This is a genomic window from Acinetobacter sp. ANC 4169 (assembly GCF_002135355.1).
GTDB lineage: Bacteria > Pseudomonadota > Gammaproteobacteria > Pseudomonadales > Moraxellaceae > Acinetobacter.
This window is the reverse complement of the sequence record NZ_NEGE01000011.1, coordinates 63,015-81,646: the sequence shown is the minus strand read 5'-3', so window position 1 is coordinate 81,646 and position 18,632 is coordinate 63,015. Positions and strand designations below refer to the sequence as shown.

The following is an 18,632-nucleotide window of genomic DNA, read 5'->3' as shown; positions in this document are numbered from 1 at the left end:
TCTTGCGGTTTTTGTCATGAAAGCTTCATATTAGATATGCTTTAATATTGAACAAGATCATACATTTTAAAATCGCTGTTGTGGAGTACGCCCCTTGCCAAATAATCCGGTGTTAAATCACCATATTTCTTCGCAATTTAATGAAGAGTTGCAAGATGTAAATACCAAGTTCATGACCATGGGGGGCTTGGTGGAACAGCAAGTGGCCAATAGCATTCATGCCTTGTTGGATACCGATGCCGCTTTAGCGATTGATGTGCAGTTTCAGGATAATGTGGTCAATCGTCTGGAAACTGAAATTGATGAAGCCTTGACCCTGATTCTGGCACGCCGTCATCCTGCCGCGATTGATTTGCGTATGGTGATTGCCATGTCCAAGGCCAATACTGACTTGGAACGTATTGGGGATGAGGCGGCTAAAATTGCCCGTATTGCACAAAATTTATGTGAAGAGGGCAGTTCACCGCGCGGCTATATGGAAACCCGACATATTGGCAATCAGGTGCGGGTCATGATTCATGAAGCGCTGGATGCCTTTGCCCGCCTGGATGTCGATCAGGCTTTACGTGTGCTGCTTGCCGATGCTGATATTGACCGTGAATATCAGTCTGCAACACGTACTTTAATGACTTATATGATTGAAGATCCGCGGCATATTTCCCGCGTCATTAATGTAATGTGGGTGCTGCGTTCTCTGGAGCGGATTGGCGACCATGCCCGCAATATTTCCGAACAGGTCATCTATATGGTCAAAGGTCTGGATGTACGCCATACCAGTGTCGAAGAGATTGAACAAAAAGTTCAGCGTTAATTGAAATAGTCTCAAAAAACCCATCTCAATGATGTAATGCCAGTCAGTTAAGAAATTGACTGGCATTTTCTTTTTTAAGTTCATGACTGTAGTTGATATGTGGAAAAGTCATCCGCAACTGTTTGAGGCAGGACTACATTAAAAAATGATTGTTTCTGCGATAAATTTGCTAGTTGATAGTGGCTGACGAGTTTTGCGGATGACATATGCCTTTGGTTACTTTGGGCGAAACCAAAGTAACAAATGAGCTGCAAGACTTTGATTTAAAACGGTAAGACTCCGCCATGACTTACTAAAAAATTAAAGATTTTATTTCGAGACTCCTTAACTGATCAGCATTAATCTCAATGATGGGTTTTTTATGGCCAATGAATTCACGGTCAGGTCATCAATAAGGGTTCAAGCTTGAAGCTCAGCGCAAATAACATATTGCTGCGGTCGATTGATTTAAAAAAGGAATTCTCCAATTTTTGCTGCTTAAAATGGATGCTCTTACAAAGTTTTGCATCTCATTTTCCTGCTCAGAAAAGTAACAAAGGAGTTTCAATCATAGAATGGATCATCAGAGCACGCTTTTATAAAAACATTCATAACATAATCAGCTATGTGTCTCTTCTTCCGCATCTTCTTCAAAAGTTTTGGCAATCTTTTCAATATTCAGGCTTTTGGCCATGGCATCAAAAATCTCCTTATACACCCCGTCTTGATGATAGAGCGCATCATGCTCGCCGTGTTCAGCAATGCGACCTTCTTTCATCACATAGGTGTAATCGGCATCAATAATTTGCGACAAACTGTGCGAAATAATAATCACGGTACGGCCTTGCTTAATCTGATCCAGACTTTGCTTGATTTGCTCCGAAGCAATCGCATCCAGACTGGCAGTCGGTTCATCCAGAAAAATAATCGGTGGATTTTTCAGGAACATTCGGGCAATGGCAATCCGCTGTTGCTGGCCGCCAGAAAGTTGCAAGGCATCAGCCTCATAGCCTTGCGGAAGCTGTAAAATCTGTTCATGAATGGAGGCTTTTTTAGCAGCCTCTATGACTTCTTTCAAACTGGCATCGGTTTTCCCATAACGGATATTGTCAAAAATCGAGCCTTGGAAAATGTGGTTTTTTTGCAGTACCAAACCAATATGATCGCGCAGATATTGGGTATCAATATCTTCAAGATTGATGCCATCCAGTTGCACCTGTCCCGACGCCGGTTGATAAAACTTATCCAGTAAGCTAATCAGTGTGGATTTGCCTGCACCGGACAATCCCACCAAAGCGGTAATTTTATTGGGCTGAATCAGCATGTTGATATTCTTTAAAGCATGATGACCATTGGGATAATAGAATTCGACATTTTTCAGTTCAAACTGGCCCTTAATCACCGGTTTTTGGCTGCCACTCGGCTCAATTTCATGATCGGCTTCCAGAATCCTGAAGAAGCTTTCCGAATAAATCATCGCATCATTCACTTCATCATAAATGCGGTGCAAGGAACGGATCGGGGCAGAGACGTTATTGAATAAAAGCACGTGATACATGATCATACCAATACTCATCTGCCCATCCAGAACGAAATAAGCGGTCAGGATGATGATCAGCACGATGCCAATCTGTTCAATAAAGGTTTTTAAACCGTCGAACAAAAAACTGGTTTGCCGGGTTTGCATCTGGTTATGGGTCAGTTCTTTTTGCAGCTTGAGCTGTTTGTCCGATTCAATCGATTCACGGTTAAAGGATTTAATGACGGTAATCGAGTTAATAATGCTAAGAATACCCTGGCTTTTTTTCTCACGGCCATCACGTAATTTACGCCGCCATCCTCCCAGTTTTTGTGCCTGTATATAGGTCAGCCAGAAATAGACCGGCACAATACTCAGCGCCACCAGTCCCACATAGACATTGGCATAGAACATCAGTCCCAGTGCCACAATTGCGCTGGTAAATAACGGCAAAATATCAATAAAGAAGATTTGTACCAGCCGGGTAAGTGAACCAATGCCACGGTCGATACGGGTTTGTAATTTACCGGCCTGATTGTTGTCTTCATTAAAGAAAGCCAGTCTATAGGTCAGGAATTTTTCAATGATGCCTTGGGCCAAGTCCTGCGAGACAAAAATACGCAGCTTTTCACCATAAAATTTTTGTCCAAACTGAACCAAGGCATTGATGACTTCTTTACCCAATAAAATGGCAGAGATGGTGAGCAGAATATGCCAGCCTTGAGCCAGTCCGAGACCAGATTCAATCAGCCGGTTAATGCTGTCGACTGCATAGCGCAAGGTCAGTGCATTGACCTGGGCGGTAAGAGAACCAATCAGGGTTAAAATTAGGGTGGCGATGACCAGCAAGCGATATGGTCGTACAAAGGGGCGCAGTTTTTGAAATAAGTGCCATAAATTCATATGCAATTTTTTTATTTTCTAGTTTGATTTGAGTCTAAGCCCGATCAGGCCATGTCACAAGCACATACAATGTTTTCTATTGTGAACAGAAATCATCCGCTAGAATAAAGTGAATTTTACATTTATTTTAGACGATGCATTTTTGCCGATGAACTTTGAATTGTTTGAGCCGGAAGCCCGAATCAATCTCTTGCCTTATGATGGTGTGGTAGAAGACTTTGGCCTGATTTTGACGGCTGAACAGAGTGAAAAATATTTGCAGTATTTTTTGGCTCATCTAGCCTGGCAACATGACGAAGTGGTGCTGTACGGACAACATTATAAAACGGCACGCAAAGTGGCCTGGTATGGTGATGAAAATTACCAATATCATTATTCAGGTACATTCAAGCAAGCCCATGTGTGGACACCGGGATTATTTCGTTTAAAACAACATATCGAAAATTTGGTCGGGCATTCGTTTAATTCTTGCTTAGCCAATTTATATGAAGACGGTATTCAGGGTGTGGGCTGGCATAGTGATGATGAGCCTGCTCTGGTTTCTAAAGCTGGTTTGGAAACCGTGATTGCTTCATTAAGTTTTGGAGCTACCCGAAAATTCAGTTTTAAGCATAAACACAAGCCAGCAAAAGTTGATCTGCTGTTACATAGCGGTCAGTTGATTGTGATGCGTGGCAAGACCCAGCAGTACTGGAAACATACTTTAAGGAAATCGACGAAAATTATTGAGCCACGGGTGAATCTGACTTTTCGTTATTTTTACCCGAATGAGCAACATTAAAGGTCAATAATGAACGCATAAAAAAGCCCATCCGGTGATGGGCTTTTTAATTTGAGGAGCGCTTTTTACATCGCATTACGTTATCATGGAATAATGAATGCTGAAGAACAATAATCATATTATGAGAATATATTGTTAAATTCAATATATTTTACATTAAAATAAATTACATTTCCTCAAATTAAAATGTGTCTTCCTGATGGGTCAAGGCCATAAATTTCTTTTCAATCAAACTGGCATTGTCTTGTAAAATTTCAATCAACTTCTGGAAGTTGGTAAATTCAAAGCGGTTTCTAGAACCCAATAAGGTCAAGGCCAAAGGCGGTTCCTTGCTGGAGAATTTCACTGGAATAGAAAGACTGGCCAGATTTGGATCAACTTCTCCACTCGAGAAATAATAGCCCTGCTTTTTAATCTGCTTCATCTGCAACAGAAACTCTTCTTCGTTATGCGCAAATCCAACTTCAGACAGCTCGCTGGCAAAGCGCTGGTAGTAATCCAAAATGCGCTGTTTAGGTAAATGCGCCAAAATCACTTTGGCAGAGGAACCTTTATAGATCGGGCGAGGACAACCACGGCCATAAATCAGCGTGGTCAGATCTTTATACAGTTCATGATGAATATCGATACATGAATCGTAATTTAAATGCGTGAGCAGACAGCCGAATTCAGTGCGCTCTACAATTTGCTGCATAAATGGAATACTGATTTGCACCAAGGGATCTGTGGTGCGGGAAATATAATCCAGGACTGCAATCTTAGAACCCAGGGTGTAGTCACCTGAGGTACCACTTAAGCGCTGCAATAATTCTGCTGAAACCAATTCTTTTAAATAACGGTAGCTTGTGGGTTTAGAGAGTCCTAATTCCTCACTAATGATATCGACATTAATGATAGGACGAGACACCGAAAAAAGATCTAAAACGGTGAGAATCTTACCAAAACTAGAAAGTGCCATAAGTACCTGCTTGGTCAAAGCATATAAAAAAGAAATGAATGAGTATTACTTTATAACAAATAAATAGGCAAAGCAGGGCTTTTGTTAAGCTAATGCTGGATTTGTTGGTAGCTAAAAATATTTTTCATTTAAGCTGAGAAAATAAGGCAATATCTATTTAATAGATCTTATTAATTTATGTCTTATTATCATAATAAGATATTATTGTTGACTTGATGTGTTTTATTTGAAAAAATACTCAAATTAAATATCTAATGATGAATTTTTAACCTTTCTGGGTTGACTGTTTTCCTGTTTTATTCCGCATCAACAGGATGATGTGGAATCTTCTCCATTCATTTTGAATGACACTCATCTCTGATGACATGTTGAAACATGCCTATTTTTACACGATCCATCTTCCAGGTAGATCGTGCCTTGTAGTCGTCATTTAAAAATTAGGAAGAAGGCATAAACCCTAATTTGAGATCAACCCATGTTGCTTACCAAACAAATACTCGCATTTCGTCCCAGCAAGATGGACTGGATTTTTGCGATTAAAACGTTTCTGGCAGGCATGCTTGCGCTGTATGTGGCTTTTGCACTGAACTTGGCTTATCCCATTTGGGCGATTGGGACAGTCTTTGTCATCGCCAATCCTTTTTCCGGGATGACTTCTTCGAAAAGTTTATATCGTGCACTGGGTACTTTATTGGGGGCTGTGGTTTCGGTGGTGGTGACTCCGCTACTCATCAACACGCCGTGGCTGTTTACTTTGTTTTTGGCCGCTTGGGTAGGTGGCTGCTTATATATCTCGATGCTCGATCGAACTCCGCGTAGCTATGTATTTATGCTTGCGGGCTATACCACCGTAATTATCAGCTACAACATTATTTATAACATCGACACAACCTCGATGTTTGATATGGCCGTGGGGCGCTTTTTAGAGATTATGGTCGGGGTGGTCTGTAGTGCCATCGTGACCACGACAATTTTTCCGCTGCATATTGGACCAGCCGTGGCCTCAAAGGTGTCTAAAACGTTTAAAGACACCAAAGACTTGTTTGACCAGATTTTGCTGAACCCATCCAAACTGGAAAATTACAGTAGCGCACTCAGTCAGATTGCCCGTGATATTGCCGAAATTCATGTCATGGCGGTGCATTTGGCTTATGAAAAATCCACCTTGCAGGGCATGACCAAGCCGTTACAGGAAATGTTGCATCAACTGAGCATGCTGGTGGCAAATCTGGTGGCAATGGCGGAACGGATCAAGCAATTGGATCAAATCGACAGTCAATATCGTGCTCAACTTCAAGCCATACATGATCATAGCGCGGCATTTTTAAAAGATGATCAAGACATTCAGGAACAGACTTTAAATCTGTTACCTGACAATTTTGAGCAAGATTTTACCGACTTGATGGCTGCTGCACCTGCTGAACAGCAGGTGATTTTGGCCAGCCTGAAAATGGATATTCGTCATTTCATTCAAAATATCCGTGCCATCAAACTGATTTGGCAACGCATTCAACAAGGCGATGCTTCACTACCTGAAAGCGTAACGCCACTGACTACGACCTATCCTAATTTACACCGTGACCATGGGGTTGCGGTACGGGGCGGGATTTCCGCTTTTATGGTCGTGATCATTGCTACAGGATTTTGGATTTTAAGTGGCTGGAAAGCCGGATTTATGATGGCTGAAATGGCGGCCATCAGTGCCTGTATTTTGACGGCTATGGATAATCCAGTACCGGCATTGAAGATGTTTGTGCGCGGCAATATTTATGCAGGGCTGATGGTGTTTATTTATGCTTACGGCATTTTTCCGCATGTCAGCTCATTTTGGGAATTGGCACTGGTACTGGCACCTTTTGTGATTTATTGCCTGATGATGTTTCCGCATCCACCACTGACTGGAATTGCCTTGCCCGCATTGATGGGAACCATCATGGGCTTGAACTTGCAGAACCGTTATACGCTGGATCAGGTGTTTTTCTTTGATGCCACCATTGGTTCTGTGCTGGGACCGATCATTTCAATTTATATCATTCATCTGGTTCGGGCGATGTCCCCTGAAATCACGGTACAGCGGATTTTATCACTGCATTACAAGGCAATTCGTCAGGCTTTATATATTCCTTACGGTGTGCAGTTCCGGATTCATCTGCGCAGTATGCTAGACCGGATTGGGGTATTGAATACCAAGATGGTTCAGTCAGAAAAATTAAAGACCCAGATTAATTTGGCGCTGGTGGAAACCAGTGCAGTGATTGATCTGACCCGTCTGCAAGAGTTGATGCACCGACTTGATTCGGATCAAGCCATTGTGGCCAATCTGGAAGATCTGCAACAACGTCTGGATGACTATTTCCGTGCCAAAGAAAATGCACAAAACCAGTTGCTTCCAGAGCTTCATCAGCAGGTCATTTTAAAAATTGGCACATTAAAAAAAGAGGCACAGCAACTGGATCATACTGAAATTTCCCAGCGGATTCAGATGTCCTTAAACAATATTCGCAGCAGCTTGTGTCATGAAACGGCACAGTCCAATGAATACACAGCAATTGGAGAAGTAGCCCATGGGTGAGTTAAATGTCTATGGGGTTTATGTCCCGATTCTGCTAATTCAGGCAGTGCTGGCCTACGTTTTACTGCGTGTATTGATGCGCATGCTCGACCGTTTTGTGGAGCAGGGCTGGATTCCGCTGCCGAATATTTTTTATTTCTGTGTTTATCTGGTGCTGCTGTGGCTGGTGCATTGGGGTTTTATTGTCTGCTTGGGCTAAGCAATATCTTTTGAAATGAATGAGGTTTTTCCATGACATCTTTAGACTTGCGTAAAGTCGTCCGACCGCTGCTCTTTGCTGTGGTCGCTGTCGTTGCAATTTTGGCAGTAAAACATATTTGGGATTATTACAATTCTGAACCCTGGACCCGTGATGGACGGGTACGTGGCGATGTGATTCAAGTCTCTTCAGATGTTTCCGGTTTGGTCACGAAAGTGTTGGTGCAGGATAACCAGACGGTCAAAAAAGGTCAGGTGCTGTTTAAAATTGATGTTGCCCGTCAAGCTCTGGATGTCGAGCAAGCCCGATCAGACTTGTCTAAAGCTAAAGCCGGTTTGGCGGCTGCCGAAGCAGAATTGGCACAGGCCAAAGCCAATGTGGTGAAGTCCCAAGCCAATAGCAATCTGGCGGATAAAAATGCCAGTCGCTATGCCAATTTAATGGACGGTGCGATTTCAAAACAAGAACAGGATCAGATCTTTGCAACGCGTGATCAGTCACATGCCGAACATGAGCAAATACTTGCCGCGATTGAACAGGCCAAAGCCAATATTGTGCAGCAAAAAGCCTTGATTGAAGTCGCGACCAGTAATCTGCACCTGTCCGAACTGAACTTAAACCGTTCCGAAGTCGTGGCACCGGCGGACGGCACCTTGTCTAACTTTGAATTGCAGGAAGGTAATTATGTCAAAGTGGGGCAGGCGGTGGCTGCACTGTTAAACCGTCAGCAACTCTATGTAGTGGGCTATTTTGAAGAAACCAAACTGGATAAAATTTATGTCGGTGCTCCGGCAACCATCCAGTTGATGGGCGATTCGCAAAAACTAAAAGGTCATGTTCAGGGCATTGCTTCCGGGATTGAGGACCGTGAACGTACCACGACTACAGGATTACTTGCCAATGTAAATCCAACCTTTAGCTGGGTGCGTCTGGCACAGCGTGTTCCGGTGAAAATCATGATTGATGAATTGCCGAAGAACCAGTTGGCCTTTGTGGCAGGACGTACTGCAACAGTGCATATTGAGAAAAAAGATCAGCCATAAATTTAGCCTTGTTCATTTCAAAAAAAGCATACGAGAGATTAATGCTGATCTAAGGAGTTGATAACAACTCCTTAATTTTCTAACTGGTTCATGACAGAGTCTTACTTCCTTAAATCAAATTTTTGGAGCTCGTATGTTACTTTTGTTTTGGCAAAAGTAACCAAAACCATTTGTCATCCGCAAAACTCGTCCATTACCATCAACTAAAGAATGTATCGCAGAAACAACCACTTTTTAATCTTGCGGTGCAATGCACCTCATGCCTCAAACAATTGCGGATGACGTTTCCGTGTATCAAACAAAATGCTGAATTTATAATAGGGTCTGTTGACATTTCATAAATGGCTTGCGTTGTAGGCTAAAATTGAGCAAACAAGGAATGAAATGCAAAGAATGATGGTTCCATTTTTAAATTTCATGACGCAGTTTGAGATAATTTTAGCCACAACCCTTGGGGACTAGAGTATTTTTTGACGCTACGTCGTTATGAACTACGCATTTAGAATAACTAAATTTTGTAGTTCATGCCTAGTATCCTCTAAAAAATACTCGTCGTCGCAAACATAGACGAATTGTCAACAGACCCTAATAATGCCAGTCAATTATTGAACGGACTGGCATTATTCTAAAAGATGTTTTTTATCTTTACGGTGCGACACCTTCAGGATTTCGATACCAGCTTTCTATAAACAGCGCTGCTGCAATACTGTCTGCAGCCAGTTTTTTGGCGCGACCTTGAGCTTGGTAATGATCCAGTTCATCGCGTGCTTCACGGGTGGTGAGGCGTTCATCCACCATCAAGGTTTCAATATTGGTTTGATGACGCAAGCGACGGGCAAATTTACGCGAACGTGTTGAAAGTTCCGATTCGCTATCATCCATATTTAGCGGTAAACCGACGAGAAATAAGGTGGGTTGATATTGTTTGACAATTTTCAGCAAAGTATCCCAATTCGGAATGCCATCTTTCATGGGAAACAGGGCAAGCGGATTGGCACTTTCAAGCATGGATTGACCCACTGCCATGCCCATTTTTTGGGTACCAAAATCAAATGCCATAATCATGTGCGGTTGTGTTAAATCAGGCATGTCCAATCTCTGATGACAACCAGGTTCGGTCGACACCCATCTTTTTATAGGCAGCATCCCAGCGGTCGTCATAAGGTAAATTAAAAATTAAATCCATATCTGAATCACAGATGAGCCAGTCACCACGTGCCAATTCTGCTTCCAGTTGATTTTTACCCCAGCTGGCATAACCCAAGGCAATCTGGTAGCGTCCTACACCTTCATTATGCGCAATCGCATCCAGAATATCTTTAGAAGTGGTGATACAAACATTTTCACCCACCGCAATGGATGAATGCCAAGTTGGCTGACCGGTATGCAGCACAAAACCGGCTTCAGGGCGCAGCGGTCCACCTTGCAAAACTGCATGGGGATTGACATTATCTGCTTCAATTTCCAGGTCATTCAACAATTCTTTGATTGAAAGACCTGAAGGGCGGTTAATGATAATGCCTTGAGCGCCGTCTTCATCATGGCGTGCCAAATAAATCACCGTATTGGCAAAAAAATCATCGGCTAAATCAGGAGGTGCAATGAGACAGCGATGTGTCAGATATTGTTTAGTCACCTAAGCGTCTCCGAGCCTTTAGTCCATCATTTGAAAAATATTTTTAAATTTGGTGTAGCGGTCACTCTATATGTAGAGCTTTCTTGACTATAACATTGACCTTATAAATTTCTATAAGGAATTATAGGTTGAATATATAAATTTATGTTTTTTTCGCGCTTAAAATCTTATTTTGAGATAAAAATAACATTGAAATATCGATTTTGATTTAACAAAACTTAATAAAATATTGATTTGTTATTCATTTTTACAATTTTTGTGGCCAATATTTAAAATATCTTAATTTAGTCAAAATAATTATATGTTTTATAGAAAAATATTGATTTGATCCAAATTGTTTTGATTTGTATTATGTGTGTAATAAAAAAGTAAGTTGAATATTATTATGTCGATTCAAATAAACAAGAAAGTTATTACTTTATGTCTTACTTCATTGTTCGCTTTAGAAACACATGCAGCGGTATTTGGAACTTATGAAGAAGATGGATCTCTTTTTAGAAGTTCTTTAAATGCGGAACTTAATTCATCCGTAGCGGCGAAGTTTGACAGCAAGAAAAATTCTAAAGATGCGGTTTTATATTATTTAGAGCAGGCACGAATTTTACAGGTCAATCAACAGTATCAAGAAAGCCTGGATATTTATAAAAAGGCATTTGAATTGATCGATCAGCAAAACAACAGAAGTAAAATTAGTGTAACCCGTATGGGATTCAAAGCCCTTTCGATGGTCAGTAATGAGTCTGTAGTACCTTATTTGGTTCCTCCTTATGAGCAGGTTTTAGCACATATTTCTCAAGCAAAAAATTATATTGCGCTGAATGATAGTGAAGCCGCAGGGGTGGAAATGCGTGTTGCACAGCAAATTCAGCGAGAAATTGAACTGGCGCACGAGAAAGAGTTTGCTCAGAAAAAAGAAAAACAGAATATCAATAAACAAATTGATTATTCAACTTTAGATGAAGCTTTTGCTGGTTTGGATCCAATTGCAGGCCGAATTAAAAATACCTATCAAAATGGTTATGCTTTTTACATGGCCGCTAATTTGTGGGAAGCCACAGGCGATTATAACAATGCCTTGGTAGACTTTAAAAAAGCTTATGAATTGCAAGGTGATTCAAACGTTGCCAAAGATGTGACCCGTGTTGATAAAGTCTCAAGTAACAATGCGAAATCAGTACCTGTCATTGTGTTTATTGAACAGGGCACGGTACCGAAAAAGATCGAAAATAAACTTGCTTTTCCCATGCCAAATGGACTGGTTAATATTGCATTTGCCACCTATGAGCCGAGTACTTATGTGCCTCCGCAAAGCTTAAAAATTAAGCTGGGTGATCGACAAGTGCAGCAAAGTGCTCTGGTCAGTGATATTGGTGCTCTGGCAGTAAAAAACTTGAAAGAACAAACCATCAGTACTGTTACCAGTCAGATTGTACGGGCAACGACAAAATATGTAATGCAACAACAATTGGGCCAGCAATTGGGATCTTTAGGGCAGCTGGCTGGAAACTTAATGAATGTTGCCACTGAACGTGCCGATTTAAGAGCATGGTCGACACTGCCAAGTAATACACAGGTGGCACGTTTTGAGGTGAGTCCAGGAAAACATAATCTGCAAATTATGGGACAACAGTCCTCCAGCCCAACAATTAATGTTGAAGCAAATCCAAACCAAACCGTTTTTGTTTATGTCAGTGATATAAATAATAAAATTTCAGCCAGTGTAAGTGCTGTAACTCGTTAATTTTAAAAGAGCGTAATTGATGAAAATATATCTAAAACTGGGGGTAGCAAGCCTTTTAGCTGCTTCGCTCATTGCTTGTACAGCACCCAATTCACTATCTACCCAAACTGCGGCAGATGGCAACTATAGCGTAAAAACCGTGAGCAATAATCCAAAATTGGTCACGCAAATTGCCGTTGATCGGATCAATATGGGATACGCTGGCGATTTGAAAAAAGCGTCGATTGCAATCAAAGACCGCTGGTTTGTGAGCCGTAATTTTGAATACAAAATTGTTTGGGTGGATGCAAACGGTTTTGAAGTCAATCCGGAAGGTTCACGCTGGAAGCCGATTCAGTTAACAGGCCGTGAAATAAAGACTGTTCAATCTATTGCACCTAACCCATCTGCTGTTGATGTTGTTGTTTATTTAAGAAAAGATTAAGGATAAATTTTCCATGAAATTAAAATTAGCCCTGGCTACTACAGTTTTAGCCACTTTGGTATTGAGCGGTTGTGCTACGAATAACGTCAGTTATGGAGATGCGCAGTCAGTTGAAACCTTAACTAAAGATTTCGGTTCTACCGATTTGCAGATGATTGCGGACAAAATGGTTGATGACATGTTGACCTTTCCGGTGATTGTTCAATTGACTCAAAACCGCCGCCCAGTGATGTTTGTTGACCGCATACGTAACAAAACTCAAGAACATATTGATACCGAGTCAATCACTGACACCATTCAAAACAAACTCATCAATTCAGGTAAATTCCGTTTTGTAGATATGACTTCTGCCAATGCATTAGCTCAACAGTTGGCATACCAAAAGCAAAGTGGATTGGTGAACCAAGCGAACTCTGTAAAAGCCGGTGGTCATATTGGCGCTGAATATATGTTAAACGGAAACCTGTCGAGCATTGTTAAAAATGCAGGGGGTAAAAGTGATGTGTATTACAAATTTACTTTAAAACTTCAAAATGTACAAACGGGCATTGTGGAATGGACCAGCGAGAAAGAAATTCGTAAATCGTCGAAACGTGCGGCCTTCGGTTTATAATTCAAATACGCAACTGTGCAATTGCACAGTTGCTTAAGAAGATAATAATGATGAATAAAATATTTTTAGCCTTATTGCTGGCTGGCTGTGCGACCAGCTCTGCATTTGCAGCATTAAAAGAAGTAGTCAAAGAAGCGTCGGGTAGTGGCGCTACCCAGCATCAAGCTATTTCAGAAGCATTGCTGGTTGCAGTTCAATCGGTGAATGGTGCGACTGTTTCCTCACGGGTAGATTATGAAACCACTGTCAATATGTCAGTTTCCAATAATAAATGGACGTATGCTGGTAAAGTTTCTCCAGTATTTAGCGTAGATAATACGGGTTCAGGATCGGTCACTAAATTCCAGGTGCTCAGCGTGACCGGATCAAAAAACAACTACCGTGCGAAAGTACGTGCGCATGTTGTGCAGTACCAGTCATCCGTTCAGGATCAGCATTTACGCCGCATTGCTGTGCTGCCATTTCAATTTTACGAAAAAAATAACCGTTCTGCCAAAGTGGATTCTGCAGAAGATTTTGCATCAGAATTGTCTGATCAGTTGGGTATCTATTTGGCCCAGACGGGTCAATTGAGCTTGGTGGATCGTCATTATTTAAGCGAAATGCAGTCTGAAAATGAGTTTTTATACTGGGATGGTGCACCGCAAGAATTGGCACGTATAGGTCAGAAAGTGGGTGCAGACTATTTGTTGGTGGGCCGTATCAACAATGTCTCGGTTGCCAATGGTCAAGACATGTATGGTCTGAATCAAGGTTCAGATCAAGTACGTTTAACCTGGCGGGTTATTGAGGCAAATACCAGCAAAGTTGTTGCAGCAGGCACCTTCAATCGTGTCATTGCAGATAATGCAATCCAAAACATGCTGAATAATTCATTGAATGACTCAAGCACAGATAAAATTGCGCAAAGTTTGAGCCGGGAAGTGTTGGTTGGGATGAAACTACAACCTGCATCTTATCAGAATCAAGAGACAGGTTTTACTCCAACCTATGACATGACCCCGGGGTCGAGTGAAAAACCAATCAAATGGTAAGTCGTCATTAAATGAACTGATTCACATTGAAGTCCAGAGCCAGTGCAGCATGTACTGGCTTTTTTATACCTGTTGAAACTTAAGTTGACGTAATTGCTTGGCATGTTGCAGGGTCGTATCATTAATCTCGACTCCACCGGTCATACGTGCCAGTTCATCAATACGCTGTTCTTCGGAAAGATTGAGAATGGTACTGCTGGCTGGATCGGTTTGACGTTTCTTCACCAGAAGATGCTGATCCGATTGTGCTGCAACCTGGACCTGATGGGTAATACATAAAATCTGTACATGCTGGGCCAGATCTGCCAGTAAACGGCCGACCATTTCTGCTGTACCGCCACTAATACCGACATCAATTTCGTCAAACACCAAAACTTCCGATTCGGTTTTTTCCGCATTCATGACTTGCATGACCAGGGCAATACGTGACAGTTCGCCACCAGATGCTACACGGGCCAAAGGTTGCGGTGGAATTCCTTTATTCGCAGTAAACAGCAATTGAATAAAACTGAGACCTTCAGCACCGGCTTGTTCCAGAGGCTCAAATTTGAACTCAAAATAGGCTTCCGGTAAAGCTAGCTGTTTTACCTGTTCAGTCAGATGTTTGGCTAAAGGAACCGCTGCACTACGACGAATCTCATCTAAATGTTGTGCTTTGGCTATAAAGTCCTGATGCGACAATTCTACCTGTTCGGCCAATGTTTCAGGGTCTTCAAGCTGATGCAACTGCTCAAGTTCAGCCTGCCAGGTCTGATATTCTTGTTTCAAGTTTTCTGGCTGGCTGCGGTATTTACGGGCCAAACGGTGGAAAACTTCCAGTTGTGTATTCAGTTCTTCCATCCGTTCCGGATCGAAGCTTTGACGATCTATAAACTGACGCAAATTTGCCGTTGCATCCTCAATTTCACTTTGTGCATTGATGAGTGAATTATAGATTTCGGCAAGCTGTTCACTACGTCCAGAATGTGACTCCAGGCGGCGAATAATGGAAGACAGTTCCTGGGTAATATTCTGTTCCGCTTCATCCAGCACATTTAAACTGCTGCCACAGTCCAGCATGATATGTTCATGATGGCTTAAGCGGTCAAACTCCTGCTCAATCTCTTTATAGTCAATTGAGGTAATCTCTTCGAGTTCTTCCAGTTGCAACTCTAAAGTTTCAATACGCTGTTTGCGTGTGGCTTGCGCATCTAAAGCTGCCTGATGCTGGCGAATATCTTTTTGCCATGTGCTGTAGGCATCACGTACCTCTTGAGCTGGCTGATAAAAATTGCTGTAACGGTCGAGCCAGTGTTTTGGATAAGGCGGTTCGAGCAGTTGTTGCTGGCTATGCTGACTATAAAGCTGTACCAGTAAGCGGCCAATTTCTTTCAGTTCAGACAGGCTGCTTGGACGGCCATTAATCCATGCCTTACTGCGACCAGTGGCAAAAATGACCCGACGTAAATGAATTTCACCCGATTCATCATCCAACTCATGTGCTTTTAACCATTCGGCTTCAGGACTCTGTTCCTGATAGCTAAAAATAGCAGTCACATCGGCTTTATCTGAGCCGAAACGGACATAATTGGTGTCGGTACGTTCACCGAGGCAGGCTGAGAGCGCATCCAGCAATAACGATTTACCGGCACCTGTTTCACCGGTCAAGACATTGAAACCTTGTTCAATATCAATGGCTAGATGATCGGCTAAAGCAAAATTGATCAGAGTTAAATGTGTCAGCATAAACGCATCCAAGCTGCGAAAAGTTTTAGTCTAAGATAGTGAAATTTTGTTTTGGTCACAAGACAGCTTTTATTTTAAAAGGACTTAAAACATCAATATCTTACCCTATATTGGCTGTGAACATGAAACTCGCCGTTCAAGATTGCCGATCATTTTTCTGCTCTGCTAATTCATGTTATTAAAAAAGATAGATGTTTGAGTCACCAATCTATCTAAATCAGCACAACTTGAAACTGTTCAAAACTTCAATCGGGTGACATTTGAAGATCTAAGACAGAATCACAACCCCACTATTAGCCTTTGGTCGGGGAAACATTATCCATCATTTGGGCTTATAATTTCATGGTTATCGCTATTCATGTACACGGCATTCATTTTTCACTGATACAGAAACAACAATATTTGTAAAAATTTGAAAAATATTGATTTAGCTGTATGAAACAGCGATTGATTAGTTGAATGCTCAGCTTTAAACTAGCTCGAGCAAAAATTATAAATGCGCATTATCTGGAGAATACGCATGTCAAATCAGTTTGATCACGTTTCGGTTGTCAAAAAGTCGAATGTTTATTTCGATGGCTTATGTATCAGTCATACCGTACAGTTTGAAGATGGCACAAAAAAAACATTAGGGGTGATTTTGCCAACTGAACAGGCACTGACCTTCCAAACCCATGTACCTGAACGTATGGAAATCATTTCAGGTGAATGCCGTGTACAAATTGGAGACAAAATCGAAAGTGAATTGTTCCGTGCCGGCCAGTCTTTTTATGTACCAGGCAATAGCCGCTTTAAAATCGAGACCGATGAAGTCCTCGATTATGTCTGTCATTTTGAAGGCTAGGCATTAGCCCAGATAAGACAAAGAAATTTTAACTTGAATCGGTTAAACTAGATTCAAGCGTTAATCCTGTAAAGCCTGCTTTGCAGGATTTTTCTTTTTGTATTGTTACCATAGATTTTAGAGGCCGTTCATGGCAAAACCAGAATATTATTATGGCGTTCACTCAGTGGAGTCATTATTAGAACTCGAGCCTGAGCGCGTATTGACTCTATTTACGTTAAAAGGTCGTGATGACCAGCGTTTGAAAAACGTCTTGGCTTTAGCTGAACCTTTTGGCATTAGTGTGCAGCAAGCCAGTCGCGACAAACTGGAAAAACTGGCAGGTCAGCCTTTTCATCAGGGTGTGGTTGCTGCTGTACGTCCACATCCGGTATTGAATGAACAGGATCTGGATGAAGTGCTCAAGCAAAATCCTCAGGCACTTTTGCTGGCACTGGATCAGGTCACCGATCCTCATAATTTGGGCGCATGTATTCGTACAGCTGCTGCCATGGGGGTTGAAGCAGTAGTGGTTTCGCGTGATCGTTCCGCCAGCTTGACACCAACTGCACGTAAAGTGGCTGCCGGCGGCGCAGAAAAGGTGAAGTTTATTCAGGTGACCAATTTGGCGCGTACTTTGGGTAACATCAAAGATGAATTTAATGTGCGTGTAGTCGGAACTATGCTGGATGAAAAAGCCTTAGCAGTGGATAAATTTGATTTTACCGGGACGGCCGTTTGTGTGGTGATGGGGGCTGAAGATACAGGTTTACGCCCGATTACCCAGTCGCAATGTGATCAGACTGTATATATTCCAATGGCAGGAAACTTGCAAAGCTTAAATGTCAGTGTTGCCACAGGGATGGCACTGTATGAAGCTTGTCGTCAACGTAACGTGTAATTATTTTTCTCCTTCAAATTTAAAAGTTGTTTGCTATGTCTCCCCGGTCTCAAGGTTATCTTTATGTCGCCATTACCATGTGTATTTGGGGGGGATTTACCATTACTTCCCGTCTGAATGCCCAGTGGGGAATTAGTGCCTGGGATATCACCGCCTTACGTTTTGCCTTGGCATTTTGTATTTTGATGCCTATTTTGCTCTATAAAAAAGACACTGCTTTTTTATGGAAAAAACAGCCTTTTATTTTGGCAATGATCGGCGGGGTCGGATATTGTCTGACCTCATACAGCGCATTCCATTACGTGCCTGCAGCCCATGCCGCCATTTTTCTAAATGGTTGCCTTCCTTTGTGTACAGCGCTTGCTGCATTTTTTCTGTTTAAACAGCCCTTTGATAAACATACCTGGATCAGTCTGGGCATTATGCTGACTGCGATCAGCGCGATGAGCTTTTTAATGTATCAGGAAACAGGCGTGGCTTTTGGTTTTGGCGACCTGCTGTTTTTGTTGAGTGCAATCTGGTGGGGTGTATTTACCGTGCTGTTAAGGCAATGGAAACTCTCTGCATGGCATTCTATGGCAGGCGTTGCCATCTGGTCGGCAATTGTGTATGTGCCGATTTATTTGCTGTTTTTGCCAAAAAATTTAACTGCACCAGAGCCTATGCATTTACTGTTACAGGTAATTTTTCATGGTATCTTTGTGGTGATTGTGGCTACATTGACTTATGTAGAAGCCATTAAACGTCTAGGCGCATTCAAGGCGGGAAGTATCGTGACTTTGGCACCGTTTATGGCTGCAATTTTAGCAGTACCGCTATTGGGTGAACCTTTAAGTCTGGCCATTATTTGTGGCTTGATTGGTATGGCGATTGGTGCTTTGCAGCCGTGGCGATGGATAGCTCACAAAGACAGCTTGCAGCAGCAACTTGATCAGCAAAAAAAGCAGTCCTAATCGACTGCTTTTTTTAT

17 protein-coding genes are annotated in these 18,632 nt (G+C 42.0%); 12 read left to right on the top strand and 5 right to left on the bottom strand.

The window, feature by feature from the left end; all coding sequences use genetic code 11:
• Positions 1–94: 94 nt before the first annotated feature.
• On the top strand, positions 95–811 hold the full coding sequence (phoU, locus tag B9T26_RS09835; protein WP_086199525.1) for a phosphate signaling complex protein PhoU: 717 nt from the start codon (positions 95–97) through the stop codon (positions 809–811).
• 598 nt (positions 812–1,409) lie between these two features.
• Here phoU and B9T26_RS09830 read toward each other — a convergent pair.
• Positions 1,410–3,212 carry an ABC transporter ATP-binding protein gene (locus tag B9T26_RS09830; protein WP_086199524.1) on the bottom strand — a complete coding sequence of 601 codons (1,803 nt, stop codon included), beginning with the start codon at positions 3,210–3,212 and terminating at the stop codon, positions 1,410–1,412.
• Positions 3,213–3,360: 148 nt separating this feature from the next.
• Between B9T26_RS09830 and B9T26_RS09825 the strand changes: the two genes are divergently transcribed.
• The gene (locus tag B9T26_RS09825) at positions 3,361–3,993 is read left to right on the top strand and encodes an alpha-ketoglutarate-dependent dioxygenase AlkB family protein (RefSeq protein WP_086199523.1); all 633 of its coding nucleotides are present in this window, start codon (positions 3,361–3,363) and stop codon (positions 3,991–3,993) included.
• Positions 3,994–4,174: 181 nt separating this feature from the next.
• On the opposite strand, the gene B9T26_RS09820 is transcribed toward B9T26_RS09825, so the two are convergent.
• A complete protein-coding gene (locus B9T26_RS09820; RefSeq protein ID WP_086199522.1) occupies positions 4,175–4,951 on the bottom strand; it encodes an IclR family transcriptional regulator in 777 nt (258 codons plus the stop codon).
• A gap of 475 nt (positions 4,952–5,426) precedes the next feature.
• Between B9T26_RS09820 and B9T26_RS09815 the strand changes: the two genes are divergently transcribed.
• Genes B9T26_RS09815 through B9T26_RS09805 form a run of 3 tightly spaced genes read left to right on the top strand, consistent with a single transcriptional unit; the run spans position 5,427 to position 8,765 of the window.
• Positions 5,427–7,523 carry an FUSC family protein gene (locus B9T26_RS09815; protein WP_086199521.1) on the top strand — a complete coding sequence of 699 codons (2,097 nt, stop codon included), beginning with the start codon at positions 5,427–5,429 and terminating at the stop codon, positions 7,521–7,523.
• A complete protein-coding gene (locus B9T26_RS09810; protein WP_086199520.1) occupies positions 7,516–7,722 on the top strand; it encodes a DUF1656 domain-containing protein in 207 nt (68 codons plus the stop codon). The genes B9T26_RS09815 and B9T26_RS09810 overlap by 8 nt, the downstream gene beginning before the upstream one ends.
• 32 nt (positions 7,723–7,754) lie before the next feature.
• Positions 7,755–8,765, top strand: coding sequence for an HlyD family secretion protein (locus B9T26_RS09805; protein ID WP_086199519.1), 1,011 nt, complete (start codon positions 7,755–7,757; stop codon positions 8,763–8,765).
• A 645-nt stretch (positions 8,766–9,410) separates the two neighbouring features.
• Here B9T26_RS09805 and ruvX read toward each other — a convergent pair.
• Together ruvX and B9T26_RS09795 are read right to left on the bottom strand one after the other, a co-directional pair.
• Positions 9,411–9,854, bottom strand: coding sequence for a Holliday junction resolvase RuvX (gene ruvX, locus B9T26_RS09800; RefSeq protein WP_086199518.1), 444 nt, complete (start codon positions 9,852–9,854; stop codon positions 9,411–9,413).
• A complete protein-coding gene (locus tag B9T26_RS09795; RefSeq protein ID WP_086199517.1) occupies positions 9,847–10,401 on the bottom strand; it encodes a YqgE/AlgH family protein in 555 nt (184 codons plus the stop codon). The genes ruvX and B9T26_RS09795 overlap by 8 nt, the downstream gene beginning before the upstream one ends.
• Positions 10,402–10,786: 385 nt before the next feature.
• Between B9T26_RS09795 and B9T26_RS09790 the strand changes: the two genes are divergently transcribed.
• Genes B9T26_RS09790 through B9T26_RS09775 form a run of 4 tightly spaced genes read left to right on the top strand, consistent with a single transcriptional unit; the run spans position 10,787 to position 14,213 of the window.
• Positions 10,787–12,142: a COG3014 family protein gene (locus B9T26_RS09790; RefSeq protein ID WP_086199516.1), complete on the top strand. Its 1,356-nt coding sequence runs from the start codon at positions 10,787–10,789 to the stop codon at positions 12,140–12,142.
• 19 nt (positions 12,143–12,161) lie between these two features.
• Positions 12,162–12,566, top strand: coding sequence for a YcfL family protein (locus tag B9T26_RS09785; protein WP_086199515.1), 405 nt, complete (start codon positions 12,162–12,164; stop codon positions 12,564–12,566).
• A gap of 13 nt (positions 12,567–12,579) precedes the next feature.
• Positions 12,580–13,179, top strand: coding sequence for a penicillin-binding protein activator LpoB (gene lpoB, locus B9T26_RS09780; RefSeq protein ID WP_086199514.1), 600 nt, complete (start codon positions 12,580–12,582; stop codon positions 13,177–13,179).
• 50 nt (positions 13,180–13,229) lie between these two features.
• Positions 13,230–14,213 (top strand): CsgG/HfaB family protein, encoded by a 984-nt coding sequence (locus tag B9T26_RS09775; RefSeq protein ID WP_086199580.1) that lies wholly within the window; start codon positions 13,230–13,232, stop codon positions 14,211–14,213.
• A gap of 63 nt (positions 14,214–14,276) precedes the next feature.
• On the opposite strand, the gene recN is transcribed toward B9T26_RS09775, so the two are convergent.
• Positions 14,277–15,938 carry a DNA repair protein RecN gene (recN, locus tag B9T26_RS09770; RefSeq protein ID WP_086199513.1) on the bottom strand — a complete coding sequence of 554 codons (1,662 nt, stop codon included), beginning with the start codon at positions 15,936–15,938 and terminating at the stop codon, positions 14,277–14,279.
• 520 nt (positions 15,939–16,458) lie between these two features.
• On the opposite strand from recN, the gene B9T26_RS09765 reads away from it, so the two are divergent.
• The 3 genes from B9T26_RS09765 (at position 16,459) to B9T26_RS09755 (ending at position 18,615) form a co-directional block, all read left to right on the top strand.
• Complete coding sequence (locus B9T26_RS09765) at positions 16,459–16,782, top strand: pyrimidine/purine nucleoside phosphorylase (protein ID WP_086174114.1); 324 nt, start codon at positions 16,459–16,461, stop codon at positions 16,780–16,782.
• A gap of 130 nt (positions 16,783–16,912) precedes the next feature.
• A complete protein-coding gene (rlmB, locus tag B9T26_RS09760) occupies positions 16,913–17,662 on the top strand; it encodes a 23S rRNA (guanosine(2251)-2'-O)-methyltransferase RlmB (RefSeq protein WP_086199512.1) in 750 nt (249 codons plus the stop codon).
• 35 nt (positions 17,663–17,697) lie between these two features.
• Positions 17,698–18,615 carry a DMT family transporter gene (locus B9T26_RS09755; protein WP_086199511.1) on the top strand — a complete coding sequence of 306 codons (918 nt, stop codon included), beginning with the start codon at positions 17,698–17,700 and terminating at the stop codon, positions 18,613–18,615.
• The last annotated feature ends 17 nt before the right edge of the window (positions 18,616–18,632 follow it).

Excerpts from the sequence above, each read along its gene's own strand:
- B9T26_RS09830 (WP_086199524.1), bottom strand. The coding sequence starts at position 3,212 with ATGAATTTATGGCACTTATTTCAAAAACTGCGCCCCTTTGTACGACCA.
- B9T26_RS09825 (WP_086199523.1), top strand. The coding sequence starts at position 3,361 with ATGAACTTTGAATTGTTTGAGCCGGAAGCCCGAATCAATCTCTTGCCT.
- B9T26_RS09820 (WP_086199522.1), bottom strand. The coding sequence starts at position 4,951 with ATGGCACTTTCTAGTTTTGGTAAGATTCTCACCGTTTTAGATCTTTTT.
- B9T26_RS09815 (WP_086199521.1), top strand. The coding sequence starts at position 5,427 with ATGTTGCTTACCAAACAAATACTCGCATTTCGTCCCAGCAAGATGGAC.
- B9T26_RS09810 (WP_086199520.1), top strand. The coding sequence starts at position 7,516 with ATGGGTGAGTTAAATGTCTATGGGGTTTATGTCCCGATTCTGCTAATT.
- B9T26_RS09805 (WP_086199519.1), top strand. The coding sequence starts at position 7,755 with ATGACATCTTTAGACTTGCGTAAAGTCGTCCGACCGCTGCTCTTTGCT.
- ruvX (WP_086199518.1), bottom strand. The coding sequence starts at position 9,854 with ATGCCTGATTTAACACAACCGCACATGATTATGGCATTTGATTTTGGT.
- B9T26_RS09790 (WP_086199516.1), top strand. The coding sequence starts at position 10,787 with ATGTCGATTCAAATAAACAAGAAAGTTATTACTTTATGTCTTACTTCA.
- B9T26_RS09785 (WP_086199515.1), top strand. The coding sequence starts at position 12,162 with ATGAAAATATATCTAAAACTGGGGGTAGCAAGCCTTTTAGCTGCTTCG.
- lpoB (WP_086199514.1), top strand. The coding sequence starts at position 12,580 with ATGAAATTAAAATTAGCCCTGGCTACTACAGTTTTAGCCACTTTGGTA.
- B9T26_RS09775 (WP_086199580.1), top strand. The coding sequence starts at position 13,230 with ATGAATAAAATATTTTTAGCCTTATTGCTGGCTGGCTGTGCGACCAGC.
- recN (WP_086199513.1), bottom strand. The coding sequence starts at position 15,938 with ATGCTGACACATTTAACTCTGATCAATTTTGCTTTAGCCGATCATCTA.
- B9T26_RS09765 (WP_086174114.1), top strand. The coding sequence starts at position 16,459 with ATGTCAAATCAGTTTGATCACGTTTCGGTTGTCAAAAAGTCGAATGTT.
- rlmB (WP_086199512.1), top strand. The coding sequence starts at position 16,913 with ATGGCAAAACCAGAATATTATTATGGCGTTCACTCAGTGGAGTCATTA.
- B9T26_RS09755 (WP_086199511.1), top strand. The coding sequence starts at position 17,698 with ATGTCTCCCCGGTCTCAAGGTTATCTTTATGTCGCCATTACCATGTGT.